Origin of the sequence: Pseudomonas sp. RIT-PI-S (genome assembly GCF_025642975.1) — a bacterium.
Classification (GTDB): Bacteria; Pseudomonadota; Gammaproteobacteria; order Pseudomonadales; family Pseudomonadaceae; genus Aquipseudomonas.
This window is the reverse complement of sequence record NZ_JANZKJ010000001.1, coordinates 471411-494984: the sequence shown is the minus strand read 5'-3', so window position 1 is coordinate 494984 and position 23574 is coordinate 471411. Positions and strand designations below refer to the sequence as shown.

The following is a 23574-nucleotide window of genomic DNA, read 5'->3' as shown; positions in this document are numbered from 1 at the left end:
CACCTGCCGAACAAAAACAACAAAAGTGGAGTCACCATGAACCCGATACTGCGCCCCCTCGCGCTGGCCGTCACGTGCCTGGCGCTGGCCACCTCTGCGCTGGCCGACGAACCCAAACGCCCTGAATGCATCGCCCCGGCCTCTCCAGGCGGCGGCTTCGACCTGACCTGCAAGCTGGTGCAGAGCGCCCTGCTCAATCAGAAGATCCTCAGCAAGCCCATGCGCGTGACCTACATGCCGGGCGGCGTAGGCGCCGTGGCTTATAACGCGGTGGTGGCGCAACGCCCAGCCGACGGCGGCACGTTGGTTGCGTGGTCCAGCGGTTCACTGCTCAACCTGGCTCAGGGCAAGTTCGGCCGGTTCGATGAAAATGCCGTGCGCTGGCTGGCTGCCGTGGGCACCAGTTACGGCGCCATCGCCGTGAAGAGTGACTCCCCGTACAAGAACCTCGACGACCTGGTGCAGGCGCTGAAGAAAGACCCCAGCAAGGTAGTGATCGGCTCCGGCGGTACCGTCGGTAGCCAGGACTGGATGCAAACCGCGCTCATTGCCAAGGCCGCCGGAATCAACCCGCGCGAGCTGCGCTATGTGGCGCTCGAAGGGGGCGGCGAGATCGCCACGGCATTGCTCGGCGGGCATATCCAGGTGGGCAGCACGGACATCTCGGACTCCATGCCGCATATTCTCGCCGGCGACATGCGCATCCTCGCGGTGTTTTCAGACAAGCGCCTGGACGAACCGGACATGAAGAACATCCCCACTGCCAAGGAACAGGGCTACGACATCCAATGGCCAGTGGTGCGCGGTTTCTACCTGGGGCCGAAGGTCAGCGATGAAGAATACGCTTGGTGGAAGGACACCTTCGACAAGCTGCTGGCCAACGAAGAATTCGCCCAGCTGCGAGACCAGCGCGAGCTCTTCCCCTTCGCCCTCACCGGCGCGGAGCTGGATAGCTACGTAAAGAAACAGGTAGCGGACTACAAAACGCTCGCCAAAGAGTTCGGCCTGATCCAGTGACCCCTCCGCCCGGGACACCCGGGCGCGCCGGAGAAAACCATGAAAACACTGCAACGGCTATTCGCCGCGGCGCTGCTGGTGGTGTGCGCGGCACTGGCGGTCATGGCCTGGCCCTACCAGGCAGCTTTTTCCTACGAACCTGTGGGCCCTCGGGCCTATCCCCTGTTGCTGCTCGCCTTGATGAGCCTGGCGCTGCTGTACATGCTGCTGCGCCCTGCCGCCATCGTGCATAGCGAGGACGAACCAGCGCTAGACCGCCACAGCCTGGGCAAGATTGCCGCCTGTGTAGGGCTATTGCTGGTGTTCGCCGGGCTGTTCGAACCGCTGGGTTTCATCCTCAGCAGCCTGCTGATCGGCGTGCCCATGGCACGGCTATATGGCGGCCGCTGGCTGCCGGCACTGGTGGTGATCCCCCTGGCGACCATTGGCCTTTATGTGCTGTTCGACCGCGTGATGGACGTTCCGCTACCCATGGGCCTGCTCGACGTACTGGAGAACTGACATGGACACACTCGGTTATCTTGGGCAGGGCTTCGGCGTCGCCCTCTCCCCCTACAACTTGATCACGGCGCTGATCGGCACGCTGATCGGCACCGTGGTCGGGCTGCTGCCGGGGCTTGGCCCGATCAACGGCGTGGCCTTGCTGATACCCATCGCCTTCGCCCTGGGCCTGCCGCCAGAGTCCGCGCTGATCCTCTGCGCGGCGGTGTACCTGGGCTGCGAATATGGCGGGCGGATCAGTTCGATCCTGCTCAACATTCCTGGCGAAGCCTCCACGGTGATGACCACCCTGGACGGCTATCCGCTCGCCCGCCAGGGCCTGGCCGGCGTGGCGTTGTCGCTGTCGGCGTGGAGCTCGTTCATCGGCGCGCTGATCGCCACCTGCGGCATGGTGCTGTTCGCCCCGCTACTGGCCAAATGGGCCATTGCCTTCGGCCCGGCGGAGTATTTCGTGCTGATGGTGTTTGCCATCGTTTGCCTGGGCGGCATGGCCGGCAACCGCCCGCTCAAAACGTTTATCGCGGCGCTGATCGGCTTGTTCCTCTCCACCGTGGGCATCGATGCCAACAGCGGCGTATACCGTTTCACCGGCGACAGCGTGCACCTGGCCGACGGCGTGCAGTTCGTGGTGCTGGTGCTGGGGCTGTTCTCGGTGTCGGAGATTCTCCTGCTGCTGGAGAAAACCCATCACGGCCACGTGGCCGCCAAAGCCACCGGGCGCATGCTGTTCAACCTCAAGGAGGCGGCCAGTGTGTGGATGGTGAACGTTCGCTGCGGCCTGCTCGGCTTTATCCTGGGTGTGCTGCCCGGCGCCGGCGCGACCCTGGCCAGCGCCGTGGCCTACATGACCGAGAAGCGCCTGGCGGGTGCGAGCGGGCGCTTCGGCCAGGGCGACCTGCGTGGCCTGGCGGCGCCGGAAACCGCGATCGGCGCCACCGCCTGCGGCGCCCTGGTACCCATGCTGACCCTCGGCGTGCCGGGCTCTGGCACCACCGCGGTGATGATCGGCGCACTCAGCCTCTACAACATCACCCCTGGCCCGTTGCTGTTCGAGCAGCAGCCCGACATCGTCTGGGGGCTGATCGCCTCGCTGTTCATCGCCAACGTGATGCTGGTGATCCTCAACATCCCGATGATCCGTGTGTTCACCCGGATCCTTGCGGTGCCGAACTGGGCGCTGGTGCCGATCATCGCCATCATCACCGGCATTGGTGTGTATGCGGTGCATGCCACCACTTTCGACCTGTTCCTGATGGTGGGCATCGGCATCTTCGGCTACATCCTGCGCAAGCTGGACTTCCCCCTCTCCCCATTGCTGCTGGGCTTCATCCTTGGGGGGCTGATGGAGCAGAACCTGCGCCGGGCATTGTCGATCTCTAACGGCGACCTGCACATCCTGGCCGCCAGCCCGATCACCGTCGGTGCCTGGGCGCTGACCGCGGTCATGTTAGTGCTGCCGCTAGTGCGCCTGTGGCGCAACCGTAATCGCCCGCGGCAGGCCGCCAATGCCTGAACGAAACAGCCCGCCCTGGTGGCTCACCGGCCTGGCGGGGCTGGCCGGTGGCTGGCTGGCGAGCAAGATCGGCTGGCCCCTGCCCTGGATGACCGGCGCGTTGCTGGCGGTCATCCTGGTGCGCTGCGCTACCCCTTGGCAATTGCGCGAGATCCCCAACGGCCGGCGTTGCGGGCAGTGGATCATCGGCATCGGCCTGCACTTCACCCCGTTCGTGCTGGAGCAGGTGGCAGAGCATTGGCTGCTGATCCTGTGCGGCGCCCTGGTCACCAGCCTCTCTAGCCTGGTCAGTGTGTGGCTGCTGCTGCGCACGGGTGAAGACCGCGCCACGGCGTTTTTCGCCAGCATGCCGGGTGGGTCGGGAGAGATGGTCAACCTGGGGGCGCGCAACGGCGCCAATCTCAGCCAGGTTGCGGCGGGCCAGAGCCTGCGGGTGCTGCTGGTGGTACTGCTGGTGCCGGCACTGTTCAAGTACCTGCTCGGTGAAGGCGCGGTGATCCAGCATGGCGGTCAAATAGGCTGGGGCTGGCTGCTGCTGATTGGAACCCTAGGGGCCGGCGCCGCGCTGGCCTGGCAGCGGTTCGAGCAACCCAACCCCTGGCTGTTCGGCCCGCTGCTGGTAACCGCCGTGCTCAGCATTGGCTTTTCGTTACATGGCGGCTTGCCACCCGGCGCCAGTCAACTCGGCCAGTGGCTGATCGGTAGCGGCCTGGGCTGCCACTTCAACCGCGCGTTTTTCCGTAGGGCGCCATCGTTTCTCGGCCGTACCGTGGTGGGGACCTTGCTGACCATGCTGATTGCCGGCCTGGCTGCCTGGCTGCTGAGCAACGCCACGAACCTGGACCTGCGCTCGCTCACCTTGGGGATGATGCCCGGCGGCATCGCCGAGATGAGCCTGACCGCGGAAACCTTGCAGCTATCGGTGCCGCTGGTCACCGCGCTGCAAGTCATGCGGCTGATGTTCGTGCTGTTTCTCGCCGAACCCTTGTTCCGCCGCTGGAGCCGCAACGCCCAGCGGACCTTATAGCTTCCAGTCGACTGGCGCGATGCCGTGGTCCTCCAGGAAGCGGTTGGTCTTGCTGAAGTGCCCATTGCCGATAAAGCCACGGTGAGCCGACAGCGGCGAAGGGTGTACCGAGGCCAGAATCAGATGCCGAGTAGGATCGATGAGCTTACGCTTGCTCTGCGCATGGGCGCCCCATAGCAAGAACACCACATGCTCGCAACGAGCGCTGACGGTTTCGATGATGCGGTCGGTGAACGGCTCCCAGCCGCGCTTGGCATGGGATGCCGCCACGCCGCGCTCCACGGTCAGGGTGGTGTTAAGCAGCAACACGCCCTGCTCCGCCCAATGCTGCAAGCAGCCGTGGGCGGGGATGTCGATGTTCAGGTCGCGCTTGAGCTCTTTATAAATGTTGACGAGCGACGGTGGCGTGGCGATGCCCGGCTGCACCGAGAAGCAAAGGCCATGGGCCTGCCCTGGGCCGTGGTAAGGGTCCTGGCCAAGAATCACGACCTTCACCTGGTCCAGTGGAGTAAGGTTCAGGGCATTGAAGATCAGCGGCCCGGGTGGATAGACCTCTTTGCCGGCGGCCTTCTCGTGGCGCAGGAACTCACGCAACTGGCGCATGTATGGCTGGTCGAACTCTTCTTTGAGCGCCTGCTTCCAGCTCGGCTCAAGTTTAATACGGTCTTCTTCGGAGGCTGTGGTGGTCATGTGGCAGTCCATGGAACAATCCCGGGACACTAGGAAAGACGTTCTCTGTTGTCAATCGAACCGACCCGTCGCGGTCCATAATTCCAACAAGCGCTGAACAGAGGTTGCGATGAATCTGAGTTTTGAAGAGCTTATCGGGGTCAATGGCGCCCATATTGGCATTGCCACCCTCGATGCCCCGAAGTCCTTGAACGCACTGTCGCTGCCAATGATCGAGGCCCTGCTCGACAAGCTCGACGCCTGGGAACGCAACCCGCGCATCGCCTGTGTAGTGCTGCGGGGCAATGGCCCCAAGGCCTTTTGTGCCGGCGGCGACGTGCGCAGCCTGGTAGAAGCCTGCCGTGCTCACCCGGGCGAAGTGCCGGCATTGGCGGCGCGTTTCTTCGAGGCTGAATACCGCTTGGATTACCGCCTGCACTGCTATTCACGCCCAGTGATCTGCTGGGGCCATGGCTATGTGCTGGGCGGAGGCATGGGGCTGCTGCAAGGGGCCGCTATCCGCGTGGTCACGCCAAGCAGCCGCCTGGCCATGCCAGAAGTGAGCATCGGCCTTTATCCGGACGTTGGCGCTGGCTGGTTCTATAACCGCCTGCCCGGCAAGCTTGGGCTGTTTCTGGCCCTGACCGGGGCCCAGGTCAACGGCAGCGATGCAGTGGAGTTGGGCCTGGCCGATCGCTTCTTGCGCGATGACCAGCAGGACGCATTGATCGATGGCCTGGTGCAACTGAACTGGCAGGAAGACAGCGACTTGCAACTGATCAGCTTGTTGCGCGCACTGGAACACGAAGCTGTGGCGGAGCGGCCCGCGCCGCGCTGGCTAGCCCGGCGCGCTGCGATAGACGACCTGCTCGACGTCCACGGGCCAGTCCACGCCTGGAAGGCGATCGCCCGCTGGCGCGACCATGCCGACTCAGACCTGGCCAAAGCCGCGCAGAACCTGATCGGCGGTTGCCCGTTGACCGCGCACCTCGCCTGGCATCAGCTCAAGCGCGCACGCCAGATGTCGCTGCCCGATGTGCTGCGCATGGAGTACGGCATGAGCCTTAACTGCTGCCGCCATCCTGAGTTCAGTGAAGGCGTGCGCGCCCGCCTGGTGGACAAAGACAACACCCCGCACTGGCACTGGCCAGACGTCGCCGCGATTCCAGACGCGGTGGTCAATGCCCACTTCAGCAGGGCTTGGGACGGCGAGCATCCACTGGCGGATTTATAACCGCCCCGCCCTCAGGTTAACGCCGGCTCCCATGGGCGCCGGCCGCGCACCTCACGCTTTACCGATACCCTCCCGGCCCGCGCCCCGGCCCGTCGTGGCCCCACCGCCCTCGGTCTGGCCCGCCCCGGCCGTGGTCACGCCAGTTTGGCCCGCGGTCCTGCCGCCAATACGGCGGCGGCCCTCCGTGCCAGCCCATGGGCGGGCCCGGGCGCCAGAGGGGTGGCGGTGGCCGATAGTATTGCGGGGGCGCCACGTAATACCGTGGCGCGGGCGTTACGTAGTAGCCGCTGCTATACCCATACGCTGGCACATAGGGTCGGTACTCATAGGCGGGGGCTTGTACGCTATACACTTGCGTTTGTACGTAGCCGTCAGTGGCGTAAGGCACGCAGGCTCCAAGCAGCGTTCCCAGCGAAGCGATCAGCAAGAGTTTGGGATACATGGGGCGGCCTCCGGGACCGCAGTGGGGAAGTCTGCATAACGTCAGACTGTGCGATTCTACTGCAGTGCGGTGATAGAAATACGCCGAAATACTTCTATTCAGCGACAGACCGCCCAGCCGCCCATGTCCACGTGGAAGTGATCGCGGTGGGCGGCGTTATAGTCTGGGCCAAGCACCGTGCTGAAGCTTTGGCATGCGGCGTCGCGCACCTGACGCAGGAATTGCGCCTCCTTCCCGCCGCCGGCCCAGCCTTGCACTACGCTGATACGCCGACCATCGGCCAAGCGTATCGCCGCAATATCCAAGGCATTGGCGCTTGCGTGCTGGCTTAGCCGGCCCTGGCTGCGGTTGTACACATTGCGGCAGGCGAAGCTTCCCAGATGCTCCACGCCGGTCACCGGCATCCCGAAGGTAGCCTGGGCCGCTGGCTGTAGCCCATGGCGCTCGAACATCGCAAACGCTACCGCCAGAGGGCAGCTGGCGAGAAAGCCACTACTGAGGCGCACCGGCCCACCCGTCACCCGAACCACGTCGAGCAGCGGGCAGCGATCACCAGGCGGCGAGTTTGCTTGAGGCCGGTATTGCAGCTTGGAGGTGGCCAGCGCTGCCCTACATACCTGTGGGTCACCGCGCAGGCGCAGCAGTTTGTAACGGGTCAGCCAATTCGGGGCTTCTTCAACGTCAAGCGGCGCCCAAGGGTTCCAGCGCGGTGCTATGGGCCAGGCCGACCAACCGAGCGCCAGCATCAGGGCAATTGCCACCAGTGATAGCCATCCACGCATCGGTCCGCGCCTCGCTCAGAGCAAGCCTAGTTGCGCCGGTTGCGGCGGCTCCGTCAGCGCCGGCAGCCCAGGTAACCGCGCCGTCAAACGTGCATGAAAGTGCCGCGCCAAGGCCGGCGCCTGGCGATTGTCTGCGGTATGCAAGAACACATAAGGGCTGAGCCCCTCTTCGATCCAGGCCGCCACTTTCTCGACCCAGGGCGTCAGGAATGTCTCGTTCTGCTCCACCTCGGGCAGGCCGATAAACCGCACTTGGGGGTGGCGGGTGAAGGCCGCGGGGCGTGGCGGCACCCGGGGCTTTTTATCTTGGGCATGGCGGATGGCCGGATCGCTGGAGTTCACGCTGAACAATGCTCTTGGGTCCAGGCAGATCCGCTCTGTGCCGCTATCACGCAGCAGGCGGTTGAGCGCACGCTCGTCGTCGCCCTTGGCAAAGAATGCTGGGTGCCGCACTTCCACTGCTAGCGGCCGGCTTTGCGCGTCGATAAACCCTGCCAGCTCCGCGAGGCGCTGAGGGCCGAAGCCTGCGGGCAATTGCAGCCAGACCGGCGATACTCGCGTACCTAACGGGGCCAGCAGGCGCAGGAAATTTCCCGCGGCCTCGAGCTGGCCTAGCAGGTTGCTCGAATGGCTGATGTCACCAGGGAATTTAGCGGTGAAGCGAAAGTGCGCAGGCATGTCCTGGGCCCAACGGGCAAGGACGCTTTCAGCGGGCCAGGCGTAAAAGGTGGTGTTGCCTTCCACGGCGTTGAACGTTTCGGCATAAAGCGCGAGCCATTCGCTCGGGCCGGAATCGGCGGGATAGAAGCTGCCACGCCAGGCGACATCGCTCCATGAAGGGCAGCCGAGGTAATAAGGCAGGCCGAGCGAACTCAGATGTGAACGTCCAGCCCGAGCACTTCTCCGTCCCATTCGACGAAACTGGCAGTGGTCAGGTAGCTGGCCAGCGCGGTGGCCACTCGCGCGTTCACGCCCCGAAACATTTCTTCCTGCTGGCGCGGAGAAAAGCTGGCCACGAGCGTACCCCGACCGCCACCAGCAGCAGGACGCTGGCGGGCCTCGATGACCTCGATTTCGCCTTCCTGTTCGTCGACCGCGTCGTCCACCCGCGCCAGCCCTGTGCGTGGCTTGCGCTTGATGGGGTACGACCGCGATGCGACTCCGTCTATGCGCATACAGGTACTCGGTTAGGTGATATCAGCCCTATGGCACTGTATCGAGCCACAGGTTGTGTCGGTGATAACTGGACCACATAAATTGCAAAAGGTTTACAACTCGTCGTCGAAAAAGGGCGCCACAACGCCCTTTCCATCGGAAAGTCTGAAAAAAGGCCGGGCGCTCCAGCGAGATATCAGGCTGCTGGCGCTGCCTTGGGTGTGGCGACGTTATCCCGCAGGTACACCGGCTGGGCCTGTTCCGCGCCGATCGCTTCGCCCCGTGCCCAGGCAAAACCTGCCAAGGCAAGCACGTCTTCTGCATGAGGCAACGCGGCAGCGTCAAAGTGCCGGGGGCGCACGGCCAGGCGATCGGCATAGCCCCAACCGGTGCCGGCGCCGTACCACGCTTCCTGGTTATCGGCGGGCAAGCGCACAGCATGAGGGGGCAGCACCGCCTCGGCGCCACACAGGCGCATCTCGCCCGCCTGCTCGCGGTAGCAGCCCCAGTACACCTCATCCATGCGGGCGTCGATGGCTGCGGCCACTTGCGCCTGCCCATGGCGCCGCCAGGCGCCTTGAGCCAGCGCCGCCAGGTTGGACACCCCGACAACGGGGCGGTCCAGGGCGAACGCCAGGCCTTGGACCACGCCGATCGCGATGCGCACCCCGGTGAAGGCTCCCGGGCCGCGCCCAAACGCGATGGCGTCCAGCGCACCCATGGCAATACCCGCCTCGCCCATGATCTGCTGGATCATCGGCAGCAGTTTCTGCGCGTGCAGGCGGGGAATCACTTCATAGTGGCTCAGCACCCGGCCATCGTGCAGCAAGGCGACGGAACAGGCTTCGGTTGCGGTATCGAGGGCCAGCAGGGTGGGCATTGCGGTATCCGGCAAGGGCAAAAAAAGGCGTGCAGTATAAACGACGAAGGCCCGCGAACGGGCCTGCGCTGATCAGGCAATGCTACTTGAGCTTGTAAACCCGTTACTTGAGCTCTTGAACCAGCCGCTCGGTGATTTCGGCGACGCTACCAACGCCTTCGATGCGGGCATACTTGGGCTTGCCCTGCTCGACCGATAGGTGCTGATAGAACGCCACCAACGGCTCGGTCTGCGAGTGGTACACCCCCAGGCGGTGGCGTACGGTTGCTTCGGTGTCGTCCGGGCGCTGTACCAGCTCCTCACCGGTCAGGTCATCCTTGCCAGCGACCTTGGGCGGGTTATAGACGGTGTGGTACACGCGGCCGGAAGCCTCGTGCACCCGGCGCCCGGCAATGCGCTGAACGATGTCCTCGTCGTCTACATGGATTTCCACCACGTAGTCGAGGATGACGTTGGCAGAAACCAGCGCTTCGGCCTGGGGAATGGTGCGTGGGAAGCCGTCGAACAGGAAACCTGTGGCGCAGTCAGGCTGGGCGATACGTTCCTTGACCAGGGCGATGATCAGGTCGTCGGACACCAGCCCACCGCTGTCCATCACGCTCTTGGCCTTCAGGCCCAGCTCGGTACCGGCCTTGACCGCTGCGCGGAGCATGTCGCCCGTGGAGATCTGCGGAATACCGAATTTTTCGGTGATGAACTTGGCCTGCGTACCTTTCCCGGCTCCGGGAGCTCCTAGCAGAATCACGCGCATCGATGTGCTCCTCAAATGTTTTTTTATATAACAACGCCGATGGCCCTGGAGAAAACCTAACTACCGGTGAGCCATCGAAAAAAATCGGGTGACCGAAAAATCGGCCAAAAGGCTGATCAAGATACACAGCCGCCCCGGGCCAGACAAGCCGTCGAAGGTCGCAGGAACCCAGCCATGGCGGCCGGGTGCAACCCGGCGCGACCGCCCCTGGTTCGCGGGCGCCGCCGGTTACCCCGGGGCGGCGAGCGCCCACCTGGTGCTCAGCCGGTGTTGCGCAGCCCGGCGGCGATGCCAGCCACCGTGACCAGCAGCGCCTGCTCAAGGCCGCTGTCGGGCGCGCCCTGGCGAGCCCGCGAGCGCGCCAGCAGCTCGGTTTGCAGGCGATGGAGCGGGTCCAGGTACGTGTTGCGCAGGGCGAAGAACTCAAGCGTCTCCGGGCTGCTGGCCAGCAGTTTCGGCTGACCGGTCACGGTTAGCACTTGGCGGGCACACTGCGACAATAGGTCGCGCAACTCTTCGCCCAACGGCTTGAATGCATCATCGACCAAGCGCTCGTCGTACTGCCGGGCGATTTCCGCGTCGGCCTTGGCCAAGACCATTTCGAGCATGTCGATGCGGGTTCGGAAGAAGGGCCAGCGTTCGCGCATCGCCTCCAGCAAAGGCCCGTCCCCGCGGGCGAGCGCCTGGCCCAGCGCGGCTTCCCAGCCAAGCCAGGCCGGTAGCATCAGGCGGGTTTGCGTCCAGCCGAAGATCCACGGAATCGCCCGCAAGCTCTCGATGCCGCCCTGGCGCCGTTTCGCCGGGCGGCTGCCTAACGGCAGGCGGCCCAGCTCCTGCTCAGGCGTGGACTGGCGGAAGTATTCAACGAACTGGGGATGTTCACGCACCACCTTGCGGTAAGCCTGCACGCCATCGCCAGCGAGTTGGTCCATGAGGGTGCGCCAGGCGGGCTCGGGCAACGGCGGCGGCAGCAGGGTCGCCTCGAGCACCGCAGCCAGGTAAAGGTTGAGGTTCTGCTCGGCAATATCCGGCAGGCCGAATTTGAAACGAATCATTTCCCCTTGCTCAGTGGTACGGAAGCGCCCGGCCACCGAGCCCGGTGGTTGCGACAAAATGGCCGCATGGGCGGGGCCACCGCCGCGCCCCACGGTGCCGCCGCGGCCATGGAACAGCAACAGCTCCACGCCCTGCTCCCGGCAGATGTTCACCAACGTTTCCTGGGCACGGTATTGCGCCCAGGCCGCCGCAGTGGTGCCAGCATCCTTGGCGGAGTCCGAGTAACCAATCATCACTTCCTGCGGGCCATGCAACCTGGCGCGGTAGCCAGGCAGCATCAGCAGGCGTTCGATCACCGGCCCGGCGTTGTCCAGGTCGGCCAGGGTCTCGAACAGCGGCACCACGCGCATGGGCCGTAACAGCCCGGTTTCCTTGAGCAACAGTTGAACGGCGAGCACATCTGAGGCCGCGCCGGCCATGGAGATCACATAAGAGCCCAACGACGCCGCTGGCGCACTGGCCACTTCGCGGCAGGTGGCGAGCACCTCGGCGGTTTCGTCCGAGGGCCTGAAGTGCGCTGGCAGCAGCGGCCGGCGGTTGCCCAGTTCCGCCAGCAGGAACTTGACACGGTCGTCTTCGCTCCAGTCGGCGTAGCGACCAAGGCCCAGGTAATCGGTGATTTCGCTCATCGCCGCGCAATGGCGGGCGGCATCCTGGCGCACATCCAGGCGCACCAGGAACAGGCCGAAGGTGACGGCGCGGCGGATGCAATCGAGCAGCGGCCCGTCGGCGATCACGCCCATGCCGCACTCATGCAGGGATTCAAAGCAAAGCAATAGCGGCGCCAGCAACTCGCGGTTGTCTTGCAACACCTCGCCATCCGCGGGGTGAGGCCCTTTGAGCGAGGCCTGGGCCCAGGCACGGGTTGCTCGCAGGCGCTCGCGTAGCTGCTTGAGCACATGCCGGTACGGCTCTGCACTGTCCGCGCTGTGCTGGCGCAGAGCATCGCTTGCCTGCTGCATCGAGAGTTCCGCGGCCAGGTGGTCCACGTCCCGCAGGAACAGGTCCGCGGCCATCCAGCGCGCCAACAGCAGCACCTCGCGGGTCACTGTGGCAGTGACATTGGGGTTGCCGTCGCGGTCGCCACCCATCCAGGAGGCGAAGCGGATCGGCGCCGCCTCCAGCGGCAGGCGCAGGCCGGTGGCCGCGTGCAGCGCGGCGTCGACCTTGCGCAGGTGGCTAGGCACGGCGTGCCACAACGAATGCTCGATCACCGCAAAGCCCCACTTCGCTTCATCCACCGGCGTAGGCCGGGTGCGGCGGATTTCATCGGTGTGCCAGGCTTCGGCGATCAGCCTCTCCAACCGGCTGTGGATGGCCGCCTGCTCGGCCTCGGTGAGGTCGCGGTGGTCCAGCGCGGCGAGTTGGGCGGCGATGGCGTCGTATTTCTGAATCAAGGTACGCCGGGCGACCTCGGTGGGGTGAGCGGTGAGCACCAGCTCGATGTCCAGCCGCCCCACCTGGCGGGCCAAGTGATCGGCGTCATGCCCAGCGGCGCCGAGCCGGGCGAGGAGGTCCGGAAGAAGCGCGGCATCCAGGGCGTCGGCGGTCGCGCCACTGACCGGCGTGCGGGCAGGATCTTCGTCGGTATGACGGCGGATAAGTTGATACTGCTCAGCGATATTGGCCAGGTTGAGAAACTGGTTGAACGCCCGTGCCACCGGCAGCAGCTCGTCTTCGCTGAGGTCGTCGAGGCTGTCGCCGAGGCTGTCGCCGAGGCTGTTTCCAAGGCTATCGCCACTGTCGCGCGTTTGCGCGGTACCTCCCTTGGCACTGCGGCGGTCAGCCTTGGCCCCCTTGCGGATCCGCTCGATCTTGTCGAGGAAGGCCTGGCCGTATTGTTGGGCAATGGTTGTGCCGAGCAACTCGCCCAACACATGGACCCGTTCGCGCAAACGCGCGTCGATCTCGCTCATGTTCCACTCTCCAAAGGGCCGGCGACGCAGGCAGGATAGCGCAGCGGCAAATGAACGCGGCCTGGAAAAACCGCTCAATACTCTTGTACCGACCACACGGCCGTGCTTGCGACGTGCAGTTGCGACCGGCAATGTTCCATCCGACCCATGAGGTGCCCATGAAAATCCGTGAGCTTGCCCGCCATTGGGAACAGAACGCCAAAGGCCGCCTGACCAAGACCGCCTACAGCATCCATCTGGACGTCGAATCCGCGGCTCGCCTGGCGGCGCTGCAGGAGATGTACCCCAAGCATCATGCGGAGGAGCTGCTCGGCGAATTGATCGGTGCCGCCCTGGAAGAACTGGAAACCAGCTTTCCCTACGTGCGCGGTACGCGGGTTATCGCCACCGACGAGGAAGGCGATCCGATGTACGAGGATGTAGGGCCCACCCCGCGATTCCTGGCGCTTTCACGCCGCCATCTGGAAGAAATGAACCGTACCGAAACGTCCGCGCAGGCTGGCGAACCGTCCCAGCAAGCGCTGTAAAGCCCTTTGCAGAGCCATTGGTTTGTAAAAAAACGATCCAATCGGCCAGTTTTGTGAACTATTCAAAAAACACTTGAGTCCCAAACATTAGCCATCGCAGCCAAGCGGTCGTTTGCATAGCCAGGCCAGCCGTTGCCATGGAAATAGTGTTTTGAGGAGCCCTCCTATGGAGTTGAAGATCATGAAGACTTGCACTGCCAAACCCTCGTCCAACGTTGTCCGTGGGCTCAAGCTCGCCGCACTGGCGCTGGGCAGCAGCTTCATCCTGGCCGGCTGCGCGGGTAACCCGCCTACCGAGCAGTACGCCCTGGCCCAATCGGCCGTCAACAGCGCAGTGAGCGCGGGTGGTACTGAATACGCCGCAGTCGAAACCAAGTCGGCCCAGGACAAGTTCAAGGCGGCTGAAATCGCCATGCACGACGAAAACTACGAAAAAGCCCGCGTACTGGCCGAACAGGCCGAGTGGGACGCTCGCGTAGCAGAACGCAAGGCCCAGGCGGCGAAAGCTCAGAAGGCCGTGGACGACGCGCACCAAGGCGTGGAAGACCTGCGCCAGGAAGGCCTGCGCAACGCCCAGTAATCGCTACTGAGTGCATTTCGGACAGATAAGGAAGAACCCCATGCGTAAACAATTGATGATCCCTGCCCTGCTGGCCGTGGCCGTAAGCCTGAGCGCCTGCTCGCACGACCCGAACGCCAACCTGGAAAGCGCCCGCACCAACTTCTCGTCGCTGCAGACCAACCCGAAATCGGCCACCCTCGCGGCCCTGGAAACCAAGGACGCGTCTGAGTGGCTGGACAAGGCTGACAAAGCCTATCGCGACGGCGATGATGAGAAGAAGGTCGACCAGTTGGCCTACCTGACCAACCAGCGCGTTGAGTTTGCCAAGCAGACCATCGCCCTGCGCACCTCCGAAGACGAGATCAAGAACGCTGCCGCCCTGCGTGCCAAGGCGCAGCTGGACGCTCGCGACGCCCAGATCAAGAAGCTGCAAGACAGCCTCAACGCCAAGCAGACCGAGCGCGGCACCCTGGTCACCTTCGGCGACGTCCTGTTCGACGTGAACCGCTCCGAACTCAAGGCCAGCGCCACGACCAACGTGATCCAGCTGGCGCAGTTCCTCAAGGACAACCCAGACCGCCAAGTGATCATCGAAGGCTACACCGACAGCACCGGTTCGGACTCGTACAACCAAAGCCTGTCGGAGCGCCGCGCCACTTCCGTGATGGCCGCGCTGGTACGCCAGGGTGTGGACGCCAAGCGCATCGTCGCCCAAGGCTATGGCAAGGAATACCCTGTGGCTGAAAACTCCAGCGCCTCGGGGCGTGCCATGAACCGTCGTGTGGAAGTGACCATTTCCAACGACAACCAGCCGGTTGCGCCGCGTTCTTCGATGAAGTAAGCGCCCTCGCTGAAAAAAAAAACGCCAGCATTGCTGGCGTTTTTTTGCCCGCTCCGTGCTACTTGTTCGTTCCTGAAGATCACCACCCGTGAGGCCGGGCAAAGCCCGGAACCCACGCCACCAGATACACAGCGGCTCCCGGCATTCGCCTAGGGATAATTGGGAATCTCACCCAACCTGCGCAGGCCATTGAAGTGCCCAGGGTCTTCGAGAAACTTAAGCATCACCTGCCGGTAGGTCGGGTCGGCGAAGGTTTGCACATGGGCGCCGCGGGTCAGTTGCAACACCCGCGGCGGCGGCAGCGCCTGGTACAGGGCAATGCCGTTTTCCAGCGGTACAACGGTGTCGTCCATGCTCTGGAACACCAACTTGGGTACCCCTGTGAGCCGCGGCGCCGCGGTAATCGCACTATCGGCGTCCGGCACCCACCATGAGAGCGGCACCTGGAAGGGCCAGGTAAGCCATGAGGTGCCCAGGGCGTAACGGCCGACCTTGCGGTAACTGGCCGGCGCACCATCGAAGATCAGCGCCTGAAACCGCGCCGCTTCCTCAGGGTGGGCCGCCAAGTGGTGAATCGCCAGCGCCCCGCCCACGCTCTGCCCCAGCAGCACCAGCGGTTTACCCTGGACCTCCGGCGCCTGATGCAGCCAATCCAGTGCCGCCTGGACGTCCAGGTACACCTGCGGCAACCTCGCGCTGCCTTCGGACAGCCCGTAACCACGGTAGTCAAGCAATAGCACCTGGTAACCGTCGGCCGGCAACCACCAACTGCCACCCAAGTGGCGCGAAAGATTGCCGCCGTTGCCATGCAAGTGCAACACCGTGCCCTTGACCGCTACCCCCGCCTTGGCCGGAAGCCACCAGGCATGCAAGCGCACGCCATCGGCACTTAGCAGGGTCACCGGCTGCCAGGCCAGGTGGGCGGCAGCCGGGGTAAACGGCTCGCCCGGCTCAGGGTAGAACAGCCATGTGCTGCAACCGGCGGCGCTTAGGCACGCCACCAGCGCGGCCAGGCGCCCTAGCCGCTTAAAGGATGTTCGCGTAATCCGCTTCAATCCGGTCCAGGCTCAGGTGGTTGAGGAAGTTGGAGAAGCACATCCAGGCGGACAGTGCATTCATGTCGCGGAATTGCTCCGGAAGGTATTTAGGTGGCGTCACCAGGCCCTCATCTACCAGCTGGCGCAGGATGCGCATGTCTTCGAGCGTTGTTTTGCCGCAGAACAGCAACTGCACCTGCTCCAACTTGCCCTTGCGCACCGCTAGCTGGATGTAGTTGTAGACCATGATGAAACCCTTCAAGTAGGACAGGTCCTTGGTGAAGGGCAAACCGGTGGGGGTGGACCCACGGAACACGCGGCTGGCGTTGCCGTAGCTCTCCGCCATGCTGAAGCCTTGCTCGCGGAAGAATTCATACACCTGCAGAAAATCCGCGCCCTCCTCGACCATATGGATGGCGCGGGTGCGGTTGGTCAGCTTGCGCAAGCGGCTGGGATAGGACGCGAAGGCGATGACCTCCATCAGGATAGCCAGGCCTTCCTGGGTAACCGTCGAGGACGGCGGCCCCTTGGCCAGGAACGTGCAAATGGGCTGGTTCAGGCCGTTGAGGGTGGTGCCGACATGCACCAGCCCCTCGTGCACTTCCAGCGCACGCACGTCGCGCTCATTGAACATGGCATCGGCGCGCACTTTGATGTAGTCGGCCCCAGCGGCTGCGTCCGCGACTATGCCGTCGGACTCGAACACCCGGATGGTTTCCTCGGTCTCGCCGAACACCCGATTGAGCCGGCTTTGCAGCATGGCCACTGCTTCCTTGGCAGTCAGGTTCTTGGCTTCGTCCTTGAGGTCGCCGCGGCCGTCGATCTTGTTGAGGTAGTCCGACAGCATCATCCCCAGGTCCGCAAGCGTCGGGTCTCCGGCATGGAAGGCGTCCGAGGCGGCGCCGTACAGCTCCTGGGAGATCAACCCGAAATCATCGGTGCCGCGCGCCTCGAGCATGCGCACCACCATCCGATATTCGCGGCACATGCGCCGCATGATCTGCCCCACGGGGTTGAACTGCCCCAACTGGCGAGTGACGTCGCGTTCGATGTACTGGAATTCGAGCTTGATCGTAGCGGCGTCGAACGCCAGCGGGCGGCTCTGGTACCAGGCCCGATCGACCTCGGGCATCGCCTTGCCCTTGGCTTTGAGGAAGGCCTGGCGGATGTTGTCGTCCCACTTCACCGCGTCGAGGATGCGGATCGGGGTTTGCGCCGCGACAATACGGTCAGACAGCGCGCGCACCGTCTGCTGGTAGTCGTCCATCAGCCCTCCTTTGCAGTCAATGTGCTGCCCGCTTGTAGCGGGCGATTTCCACGAACACGTCCGAATTGGCCGGATCGTCCAGCCAGGCGAACACTTGCGCCGGTGTCGAGCGCACGGCAACACCCTGGCCTTCCCGGGTATCGGACCGCTCGCCGACCATGGCGCCCTGGGCGATGGCTTGCTGCAAGCGCTCCAGGTCAAGGTTATAGACCACCAGCTCACCGGCATCGCTCAGTTCGAAACCCACGAGGGCAAAGCGACCGCCGTAGGCCTTGGGCATGGGCGCCGCGGCATACCAGCGGCCACCGTGGCGGCTGACGGTGAAGGTGGCCTGGTCGCGGGGGGCAGGCGAGCCTTTTTGATAGCTGATGGCGGTGTAGTGCCCATTGGGCGCTGCCTGGATAGTGAGCTTGAGGTGCTCGCCCCAGGCATCCCGGGCCTGCCATTGGCCGAGCATGGCGGCAGGCGCCTTCTCGCCAGGCGCGAAGGGTTCGTCGAAGGTCGCCAGGCAGCCAGCGAGCAGGGCACTGAGCAGAGCGAGGGCGAGCAGCTTGCGCCAGGCATTCATCCGGGAAAGGTCCTCTTCAGGCCGCGGCCAGCACCAGGTGCATGTAGCGGGTAAGTATGTCGAGCATGCCGTTATCGTGCGCGGTCGGCGCCGGAGCCAATAGCGCCTGATATTCCATCTGCCCGATCAGCGCCGTCAACACTTGTGCATCCTGCTCCGGGCAACGCGAGCCTAGCACTCGCAGCATCTGGCAGGCCCCTTCGTGGAGGATTCGCTGGTGCGACAGCACGAGCCCGGCCAGGCGTGGGGTGAGCAATGCCTCCTGGCGAAAGGCTTGCTCGGCCATCAGGTAGTCGCGGCGTGTGTTGAGTTGGCGGAGCACATAATCGGCGGTCATCCGCGCGATGGCATCGGCCAGGCGGCCACGCGCGTCGCTCGTTTCGCTGGAGGCGGCGAGCAGCTGGCGCAGCAGTTCCTCGCTGCTGGCCCATAACTTGGCCATGTGCGCGGCGCTACGCTCCACATAGCGGGCGAAGCTGTCGGCGAGCAGGTCTTCGATGTCCTTGAAGTAATAAGTGGTCGCCGACAGCGGCACGCCCGCCTCGGCGGCCACGGCGCGATGACGCACGCCGCGCACGCCGTCACGCACCACGATGCGCATCGCCGCATCGAGAATTGCCTGGCGCCGCTGTTCGCTGCCCAGCCGTGCCGGCTTGCGGCCTTCGTATTGAACGCTTCTGGCCACGGCGCTGGCGACGCCCGCGGCCCCTGTTGTAACGATTTGCGGTTCCACTGCCTATCCCTTTTCCTGACGCATCCACCGCCAGCGAGAACATGCGCTCAACCGCGCCGCTGGCGTTTGTACCAAGACGGCCAATTCGCCCCAGCCGACACAAAAAAGCCGCCCCGTAGGGCGGCTTCGTGTGAGCGCTTACGCTTGTGGCCGCATATGCGGGAAGAGGATCACGTCGCGGATCGACGGCGAATTGGTCAGCAGCATCACCAACCGGTCGATGCCGATGCCTTCGCCGGCGGTGGGGGGCATGCCGTACTCCAGCGCGCGCACGAAGTCCGCATCGTAATGCATGGCTTCGTCGTCGCCGGCGTCCTTATCGGCCACCTGGCGCATGAAGCGCTCGGCCTGGTCTTCCGCGTCGTTGAGCTCCGAGTAGGCGTTGGCGATTTCGCGGCCACCAATGAACAGCTCGAAGCGGTCGGTGACGTTGGGGTTGTCATCGTTACGGCGGGCCAGCGGCGACACTTCGAAGGGGTATTGGGTAATGAAGTGCGGCTGCTCGAGCTTGTGCTCGACCAGCTCTTCGAAAATCATCACCTGCAATTTACCCAGGCCTTCGAAGCCCAGCACCTTGGCCCCGGCCTTCTTGGCGATGGCGCGGGCCGTGTCGATGTCTTCGAGGTCCGCGGCGCTGATGTCCGGGTTGTATTTGAGGATCGAGTCGAACACCGACAAGCGCGCGAACGGCTCGCCGAAGTGGAAGACCTTGTCGCCGTAGGGCACGTCCGTGGTGCCGAGCACCAGTTGCGCCAACTCGCGGAACAGCTCTTCGGTGAGGTCCATGTTGTCTTCGTAGTCGGCGTAGGCCTGGTAGAACTCGAGCATGGTGAACTCGGGGTTGTGCCGGGTCGAAACGCCTTCGTTACGGAAGTTGCGGTTGATCTCGAAGACTTTTTCGAAACCGCCGACCACCAGCCGCTTGAGGTACAGCTCCGGCGCGATGCGCAGGAACATTTCCATGTCCAGGGCGTTGTGGTGGGTTTCGAACGGCTTGGCCGCGGCGCCGCCAGGGATGGTCTGCAGCATCGGCGTTTCGACTTCGAGGAAGTCGCGCTTCATCAGGAAGCTGCGGATATGAGCGATGACCTGCGAGCGTACGCGGAACGTCTCGCGCACCTCTTCGTTGACCATCAGGTCAACGTAGCGCTGGCGATAGCGCTGCTCGGTGTCGGTCAGCCCGTGGTGCTTGTCCGGCAACGGGCGCAAGGATTTGGTCAGCAGGCGCACGCTGGTCATTTCGACGTAGAGGTCGCCCTTGCCGGAGCGGGCCAGGGTGCCGACGGCGGCGATGATGTCGCCCATGTCCCAGGTTTTCACCTGGGCCAGGGTGTCTTCGGGCAAGGTCTTGCGGTTGACGTAGACCTGGATGCGCCCGGTCATGTCCTGGATCACCATGAACGAACCGCGGTTGAGCATGATGCGACCGGCGACCTTGACCGGAATCGCCGCCGCTTCCAGCTCTTCCTTGGTTTTGTCGACGTACTGCTTCTGCAGGTCGCCTGCGTAGTTGTCGCGACGGAAGTCGTTGGGGAAGGCCTGGCCCTTGGCACGCACGGCGGCAAGCTTTTCCTTGCGCAGGGCGATCAGGTTGTTTTCTTCCTGTTGCAGGTCTTGCGGGTCGAGTGGTTGGTCGCTCATGTCACATCCATAAAAGTCTTTTTGAGCTTCAAGCGGCAGGCTTCAAGCTGCAAGTAAAATCAAAAGCTGCACTGCAGAAGCCGGGCAACGCCCGCCGCTTGCGCTTGCAGCTCGCCGCTTACAGCTTGCGGCTTGTCAGAGCCCCTGCTTGAGGCTGGCCTCGAGGTACTCGTCGAGGTCGCCGTCCAATACCTTGTCGCAGTCGCTGCGCTCGACGTTGGTGCGCAGGTCCTTGATGCGGGACTGATCCAGTACGTAGGAACGAATCTGGTGGCCCCAGCCAATATCGGACTTGGTGTCTTCCAGCGCCTGGGAGGCGGCGTTACGCTTCTGCACTTCCTGCTCGTACAACTTGGCCCGCAGCATTTTCATGGCGGTGTCCTTGTTGGCGTGCTGGGAACGTTCGTTCTGGCAGCTGACCACGGTGTTGGTCGGCACGTGGGTGATCCGCACCGCCGAGTCGGTGGTGTTTACGTGCTGGCCACCGGCACCGGACGACCGGTAGGTGTCGATGCGCAGGTCCGCCGGGTTGATCTCGATCTCGATGTTGTCGTCGATTTCCGGCGACACGAACACCGCTGTGAACGAGGTATGCCGACGGTTGCCGGAGTCGAACGGGCTTTTGCGAACCAGGCGGTGCACGCCGATTTCCGTACGCAGCCAGCCGAACGCGTATTCGCCCTTGATGTGCAGCGTAGCGCCCTTGATGCCGGCAACCTCGCCCTCGGACAGCTCCATGATGGTGGTGTCGAAGCCGCGTTTGTCGGCCCAGCGCAGGTACATGCGCAGCAGCATGTTGGCCCAGTCTTGTGCCTCGGTGCCGCCAGAGCCGGCCTGGATGTCCAGGTAGGCGTTGTTGGCATCCATCTCGCCGCTGAACATGCGGCGGAATTCGAGCTGCTCCAGCGAGCCGCGCAGACGTTCGAGCTCGCTGACCACGTCGGCCACGGCACCTTCGTCGTCTTCCTCGACGGCCATATCCAGCAGCTCGCGGCTATCGGCCAGGCCGCCGGAAAGCTCGTCGAGGGTCTCGACGATGGCGGCCAGGGTAGCGCGTTCACGGCCCAGGTTCTGGGCGTATTCGGGGTTGTTCCAGACGTTCGGGTCTTCGAGCTCGCGGTTGACTTCGGTCAGGCGTTCAGCCTTTTGATCGTAGTCAAAGATACCCCCGAATGGTTTCGGAGCGGTCGCGAAGGTCCTTGATCATGTTGAGGATTGGATTGATTTCCATGGCGGCTGCGCACTCACATCAAAAGCCGCGGAGTATAGCATGGCCATCAAGGGCTGTAGGAGCCGGCGACAGGCTGCGAACCGGGGCACGCTCGGTTCGCGGGCTCCGCCTGCATCCCCGGGGCCAGGCGGTATTTCCGTGGGAGCTCACTCCGCCACCACCACCTGATTGCGCCCGCTGTGCTTGGCCATGTACAGGCCCTTGTCCGCCGCCAGGATCAGCAGCCGGCAATTGGTGCCCGGCGCCGGGGTCATGGTGGCCAGGCCAACGCTCACGGTGAGCGGCGACGCCGGCTCCGGCGCGTTGTGCCAGATGCCCAGCGCAGCGATGCTTTGCCGCAGCTTCTCGGCCACCAGCCGCGCGCCGCCTGGCGAGGTGCTGGGCAGTACCAGGGCGAACTCCTCGCCCCCGTAGCGCGCCGGCAGGTCGCTGGAACGGCTGGACGCGTCGCGGATGGTATCAGCCACCTTGCGCAGCGCCTCGTCCCCTTCCAGGTGGCCAAAGTTATCGTTATAAGACTTGAAATAGTCCACATCGATCATCAGCAGCGAGAGCTGCGTCTGGTCGCGCATCGCCCGGCGCCACTCCAACTCCAGGTATTCATCGAAGTGGCGGCGGTTGGACAGGCCAGTCAGGCCATCGGAGTTCATCAACCGTTGCAGCACCAGGTTGGTGTCCAGCAACTGCTGCTGGCTGACCCGCAGTGCCCGGTAGGCTTCGTCGCGTTGCAGCAGGGTCAGGTAGGACCGGGAGTGATAGCGGATGCGGGCCACCAGCTCGATGGTATCCGGCAGCTTCACCAGGTAATCGTTGGCGCCGGCGGCGAAGGCCGCGCTCTTGACCACCGCATCTTCCTTGGTGGAAAGCACGATGATCGGGATGTCCCGGGTGGAGGGGTGATTACGGTACTCGCGCACCAGGGTCAGGCCATCCAGCCCGGGCATCACCAGGTCTTGCAGGATCACCGTGGGGCGAATGCGTACCGCCTGGGCAATGGCCTGGTGAGGGTCGGCGCAGAAGTGGAAGTCGATATTGAGCTCGGCCGCCAGGCTCCGCCGGATCGCCTCGCCGATCATGGCCTGATCGTCCACCAGCAACACCATGGCCTTGTTTTCGTCGGTGGATCTGAACTGTTCGATCTGCAGATCAATCATTGCGTTGTCACCTGATTACTGCCTGTGTGCCGGCTTGGGCAAATGCATGAAGTCATTGTGAGAAGGTTTCCATCAGGCGCGACGCGATGCGCTCCAAGGGCCGTACTTCGACCGCGGCATCGATGGCCACGGCAGCCTTGGGCATCCCGAATACCGCGCAGCTCTGTTGATCCTGGGCAATGGTGAGGTAGCCACGCTGGCGCATCAGCTTGAGCCCTTGCGCGCCATCGCGGCCCATGCCGGTGAGCAGTACCCCAACGGCATCGCCTTGCCAGTGGCGGGCAACGCTTTCGAAAAACACGTTGATCGAGGGCCGGTAGATTTCGTTGACCGGCTCGGCCGTGTACGCCAGCGCACCGTCGCGGGTAAGGCGCAGGTGGTTATTGGTGCCGGCCAGCAGCACGTCGCCTGGCTGCAAACGGTCGCCTTCGCGGGCCAGCCGCACCGGCCGGCGCGAGGCCGTGCCGAGCCATTCGGCCATGCCGGCGGCGAACACTTCGTCCACATGCTGCACCAGCACCACGGCGGCGGGAAAATTCAGCGGCAGGCCCTTGAGCAGTGCTTCCAGGGCGGCCGGGCCACCTGCGGAAGAGCCGATAGCCACAAGGCCGAGCGCCTGGCTGCCACTGCGCGCGGCGACCTCGCGGCGCTTTACCGGGGCGCTGCGCTGGCCTACCAGCCAGCCAATGTTGACGATCTTGCGCAGCAACGGGGCGGCTGCCTCACGCCCGTCCCCGGCGCCAAGGGCGGGCGTGTCGACTACGTCGAGCGCGCCATGGCCCATGGCTTCGAACACCCGGTGCACGTTCTGCTCACGGTCAACGGTGACGATCACGATCGGGCAAGGGGTGCTCGCCATGATCTGCCGGGTCGCTTCCACGCCGTCCATCTTCGGCATGATCAAATCCATGAGCAGCACGTCCGGGCGTTGCTCGGCGCAGCGGCGAACCGCCTCCTCGCCATCGAAGGCGACCCAGATCACCTCGTGCGCCGGCTCGTAGGCCAGCGCGCGGCGTAAGGCCTCCACGGCCAACGGCATGTCGTTGACGATGGCTACTTTCATGCCACGT

At 64.1% G+C, this 23574-nt stretch carries 23 protein-coding genes; 8 read left to right on the top strand and 15 right to left on the bottom strand.

The genetic code is table 11. The features are described from left to right. Positions 1-36 precede the first annotated feature (36 nt). Genes OGL93_RS02240 through OGL93_RS02225 form a run of 4 tightly spaced genes read left to right on the top strand, consistent with a single transcriptional unit; the run spans position 37 to position 4058 of the window. A complete protein-coding gene (locus tag OGL93_RS02240) occupies positions 37-1017 on the top strand; it encodes a tripartite tricarboxylate transporter substrate binding protein (RefSeq protein ID WP_263260739.1) in 981 nt (326 codons plus the stop codon). Between the two features lie 39 nt (positions 1018-1056). Then, positions 1057-1518: a tripartite tricarboxylate transporter TctB family protein gene (locus tag OGL93_RS02235; RefSeq protein ID WP_263260738.1), complete on the top strand. Its 462-nt coding sequence runs from the start codon at positions 1057-1059 to the stop codon at positions 1516-1518. A 1-nt stretch (position 1519) separates the two neighbouring features. Then, positions 1520-3031 carry a tripartite tricarboxylate transporter permease gene (locus tag OGL93_RS02230; RefSeq protein ID WP_263260737.1) on the top strand — a complete coding sequence of 504 codons (1512 nt, stop codon included), beginning with the start codon at positions 1520-1522 and terminating at the stop codon, positions 3029-3031. Next, on the top strand, positions 3024-4058 hold the full coding sequence (locus OGL93_RS02225; protein WP_263260736.1) for an AbrB family transcriptional regulator: 1035 nt from the start codon (positions 3024-3026) through the stop codon (positions 4056-4058). Before OGL93_RS02230 ends, OGL93_RS02225 begins: the two co-directional genes overlap by 8 nt. Here the strand turns inward: OGL93_RS02225 and ung are convergent. Next, positions 4053-4748, bottom strand: a complete 696-nt coding sequence (ung, locus tag OGL93_RS02220; protein WP_263260735.1) for a uracil-DNA glycosylase — start codon at positions 4746-4748, stop codon at positions 4053-4055. The genes OGL93_RS02225 and ung overlap by 6 nt on opposite strands. Before the next feature lie 109 nt (positions 4749-4857). Here ung and OGL93_RS02215 point away from each other — a divergent pair, with 109 nt between their 5' ends. Beyond that, entirely contained in the window at positions 4858-5961 is a 1104-nt protein-coding gene (locus OGL93_RS02215) for an enoyl-CoA hydratase/isomerase family protein (RefSeq protein ID WP_263260734.1), read from the top strand. Positions 5962-6501: 540 nt separating this feature from the next. On the opposite strand, the gene OGL93_RS02210 is transcribed toward OGL93_RS02215, so the two are convergent. The 6 genes from OGL93_RS02210 to ppc form a co-directional block, all read right to left on the bottom strand. Further along, positions 6502-7185: an extensin family protein gene (locus OGL93_RS02210; protein ID WP_263260733.1), complete on the bottom strand. Its 684-nt coding sequence runs from the start codon at positions 7183-7185 to the stop codon at positions 6502-6504. Positions 7186-7200: 15 nt separating this feature from the next. Continuing rightward, positions 7201-8097 (bottom strand): DUF72 domain-containing protein, encoded by an 897-nt coding sequence (locus OGL93_RS02205; RefSeq protein ID WP_263260732.1) that lies wholly within the window; start codon positions 8095-8097, stop codon positions 7201-7203. Further along, positions 8058-8360 (bottom strand): hypothetical protein, encoded by a 303-nt coding sequence (locus OGL93_RS02200; protein ID WP_263260731.1) that lies wholly within the window; start codon positions 8358-8360, stop codon positions 8058-8060. Before OGL93_RS02200 ends, OGL93_RS02205 begins: the two co-directional genes overlap by 40 nt. A gap of 176 nt (positions 8361-8536) precedes the next feature. After that, a complete protein-coding gene (gene tsaB, locus OGL93_RS02195) occupies positions 8537-9220 on the bottom strand; it encodes a tRNA (adenosine(37)-N6)-threonylcarbamoyltransferase complex dimerization subunit type 1 TsaB (protein WP_263260730.1) in 684 nt (227 codons plus the stop codon). Between the two features lie 103 nt (positions 9221-9323). Next, positions 9324-9971 (bottom strand): adenylate kinase, encoded by a 648-nt coding sequence (gene adk / locus OGL93_RS02190; protein WP_263260729.1) that lies wholly within the window; start codon positions 9969-9971, stop codon positions 9324-9326. A gap of 260 nt (positions 9972-10231) precedes the next feature. Next, positions 10232-12943 (bottom strand): phosphoenolpyruvate carboxylase, encoded by a 2712-nt coding sequence (ppc, locus tag OGL93_RS02185; protein ID WP_263260728.1) that lies wholly within the window; start codon positions 12941-12943, stop codon positions 10232-10234. A 158-nt stretch (positions 12944-13101) separates the two neighbouring features. Here ppc and OGL93_RS02180 point away from each other — a divergent pair, with 158 nt between their 5' ends. The 3 genes from OGL93_RS02180 to OGL93_RS02170 all read left to right on the top strand — a co-directional run bounded on the left by OGL93_RS02180 (position 13102) and on the right by OGL93_RS02170 (position 14873). Beyond that, positions 13102-13470 carry a pilin assembly protein gene (locus OGL93_RS02180; protein WP_263260727.1) on the top strand — a complete coding sequence of 123 codons (369 nt, stop codon included), beginning with the start codon at positions 13102-13104 and terminating at the stop codon, positions 13468-13470. Between the two features lie 166 nt (positions 13471-13636). Continuing rightward, complete coding sequence (locus OGL93_RS02175; protein WP_263260726.1) at positions 13637-14050, top strand: DUF4398 domain-containing protein; 414 nt, start codon at positions 13637-13639, stop codon at positions 14048-14050. 40 nt (positions 14051-14090) lie between these two features. Continuing rightward, a complete protein-coding gene (locus tag OGL93_RS02170; RefSeq protein ID WP_263260725.1) occupies positions 14091-14873 on the top strand; it encodes an OmpA family protein in 783 nt (260 codons plus the stop codon). 149 nt (positions 14874-15022) lie between these two features. Here OGL93_RS02170 and OGL93_RS02165 read toward each other — a convergent pair whose 3' ends face one another. The 8 genes from OGL93_RS02165 to OGL93_RS02130 all read right to left on the bottom strand — a co-directional run bounded on the left by OGL93_RS02165 (position 15023) and on the right by OGL93_RS02130 (position 23567). Next, complete coding sequence (locus tag OGL93_RS02165) at positions 15023-15874, bottom strand: alpha/beta hydrolase (protein WP_263260724.1); 852 nt, start codon at positions 15872-15874, stop codon at positions 15023-15025. Between the two features lie 25 nt (positions 15875-15899). Further along, positions 15900-17177: a flavohemoglobin expression-modulating QEGLA motif protein gene (locus tag OGL93_RS02160; protein WP_263260723.1), complete on the bottom strand. Its 1278-nt coding sequence runs from the start codon at positions 17175-17177 to the stop codon at positions 15900-15902. A gap of 16 nt (positions 17178-17193) precedes the next feature. Continuing rightward, positions 17194-17745 carry a hypothetical protein gene (locus OGL93_RS02155; protein WP_263260722.1) on the bottom strand — a complete coding sequence of 184 codons (552 nt, stop codon included), beginning with the start codon at positions 17743-17745 and terminating at the stop codon, positions 17194-17196. Between the two features lie 16 nt (positions 17746-17761). Continuing rightward, entirely contained in the window at positions 17762-18466 is a 705-nt protein-coding gene (locus OGL93_RS02150; protein ID WP_263261096.1) for a TetR family transcriptional regulator, read from the bottom strand. A gap of 150 nt (positions 18467-18616) precedes the next feature. Beyond that, complete coding sequence (gene lysS, locus OGL93_RS02145) at positions 18617-20119, bottom strand: lysine--tRNA ligase (protein WP_263260721.1); 1503 nt, start codon at positions 20117-20119, stop codon at positions 18617-18619. A gap of 135 nt (positions 20120-20254) precedes the next feature. After that, positions 20255-21350, bottom strand: a protein-coding gene (gene prfB / locus OGL93_RS02140; protein ID WP_263260720.1) for a peptide chain release factor 2 whose coding sequence is annotated in 2 segments (ribosomal slippage) — positions 20255-21277 and positions 21279-21350 — 1095 coding nt in all. Because the reading frame shifts where the segments join, the coding sequence is not laid out codon by codon here. A 146-nt stretch (positions 21351-21496) separates the two neighbouring features. Beyond that, on the bottom strand, positions 21497-22504 hold the full coding sequence (locus OGL93_RS02135; protein WP_263260719.1) for a diguanylate cyclase: 1008 nt from the start codon (positions 22502-22504) through the stop codon (positions 21497-21499). 52 nt (positions 22505-22556) lie between these two features. Further along, positions 22557-23567 carry a chemotaxis response regulator protein-glutamate methylesterase gene (locus tag OGL93_RS02130; protein ID WP_263260718.1) on the bottom strand — a complete coding sequence of 337 codons (1011 nt, stop codon included), beginning with the start codon at positions 23565-23567 and terminating at the stop codon, positions 22557-22559. Between the last annotated feature and the right edge of the window lie 7 nt (positions 23568-23574).

Bases quoted from the DNA above. Each gene is read 5' to 3' on its own strand.
- OGL93_RS02230 (WP_263260737.1), top strand. From the start codon at position 1,520: ATGGACACACTCGGTTATCTTGGGCAGGGCTTCGGCGTCGCCCTCTCC.
- OGL93_RS02200 (WP_263260731.1), bottom strand. From the start codon at position 8,360: ATGCGCATAGACGGAGTCGCATCGCGGTCGTACCCCATCAAGCGCAAG.
- OGL93_RS02225 (WP_263260736.1), top strand. From the start codon at position 3,024: ATGCCTGAACGAAACAGCCCGCCCTGGTGGCTCACCGGCCTGGCGGGG.
- OGL93_RS02160 (WP_263260723.1), bottom strand. From the start codon at position 17,177: ATGGACGACTACCAGCAGACGGTGCGCGCGCTGTCTGACCGTATTGTC.
- OGL93_RS02235 (WP_263260738.1), top strand. From the start codon at position 1,057: ATGAAAACACTGCAACGGCTATTCGCCGCGGCGCTGCTGGTGGTGTGC.
- OGL93_RS02180 (WP_263260727.1), top strand. From the start codon at position 13,102: ATGAAAATCCGTGAGCTTGCCCGCCATTGGGAACAGAACGCCAAAGGC.
- OGL93_RS02205 (WP_263260732.1), bottom strand. From the start codon at position 8,097: ATGGGACGGAGAAGTGCTCGGGCTGGACGTTCACATCTGAGTTCGCTC.
- OGL93_RS02135 (WP_263260719.1), bottom strand. From the start codon at position 22,504: ATGATTGATCTGCAGATCGAACAGTTCAGATCCACCGACGAAAACAAG.
- tsaB (WP_263260730.1), bottom strand. From the start codon at position 9,220: ATGCCCACCCTGCTGGCCCTCGATACCGCAACCGAAGCCTGTTCCGTC.
- ung (WP_263260735.1), bottom strand. From the start codon at position 4,748: ATGACCACCACAGCCTCCGAAGAAGACCGTATTAAACTTGAGCCGAGC.
- OGL93_RS02130 (WP_263260718.1), bottom strand. From the start codon at position 23,567: ATGAAAGTAGCCATCGTCAACGACATGCCGTTGGCCGTGGAGGCCTTA.
- OGL93_RS02215 (WP_263260734.1), top strand. From the start codon at position 4,858: ATGAATCTGAGTTTTGAAGAGCTTATCGGGGTCAATGGCGCCCATATT.
- adk (WP_263260729.1), bottom strand. From the start codon at position 9,971: ATGCGCGTGATTCTGCTAGGAGCTCCCGGAGCCGGGAAAGGTACGCAG.
- OGL93_RS02170 (WP_263260725.1), top strand. From the start codon at position 14,091: ATGCGTAAACAATTGATGATCCCTGCCCTGCTGGCCGTGGCCGTAAGC.
- ppc (WP_263260728.1), bottom strand. From the start codon at position 12,943: ATGAGCGAGATCGACGCGCGTTTGCGCGAACGGGTCCATGTGTTGGGC.
- OGL93_RS02240 (WP_263260739.1), top strand. From the start codon at position 37: ATGAACCCGATACTGCGCCCCCTCGCGCTGGCCGTCACGTGCCTGGCG.
- OGL93_RS02175 (WP_263260726.1), top strand. From the start codon at position 13,637: ATGGAGTTGAAGATCATGAAGACTTGCACTGCCAAACCCTCGTCCAAC.
- lysS (WP_263260721.1), bottom strand. From the start codon at position 20,119: ATGAGCGACCAACCACTCGACCCGCAAGACCTGCAACAGGAAGAAAAC.
- OGL93_RS02155 (WP_263260722.1), bottom strand. From the start codon at position 17,745: ATGAATGCCTGGCGCAAGCTGCTCGCCCTCGCTCTGCTCAGTGCCCTG.
- OGL93_RS02210 (WP_263260733.1), bottom strand. From the start codon at position 7,185: ATGCGTGGATGGCTATCACTGGTGGCAATTGCCCTGATGCTGGCGCTC.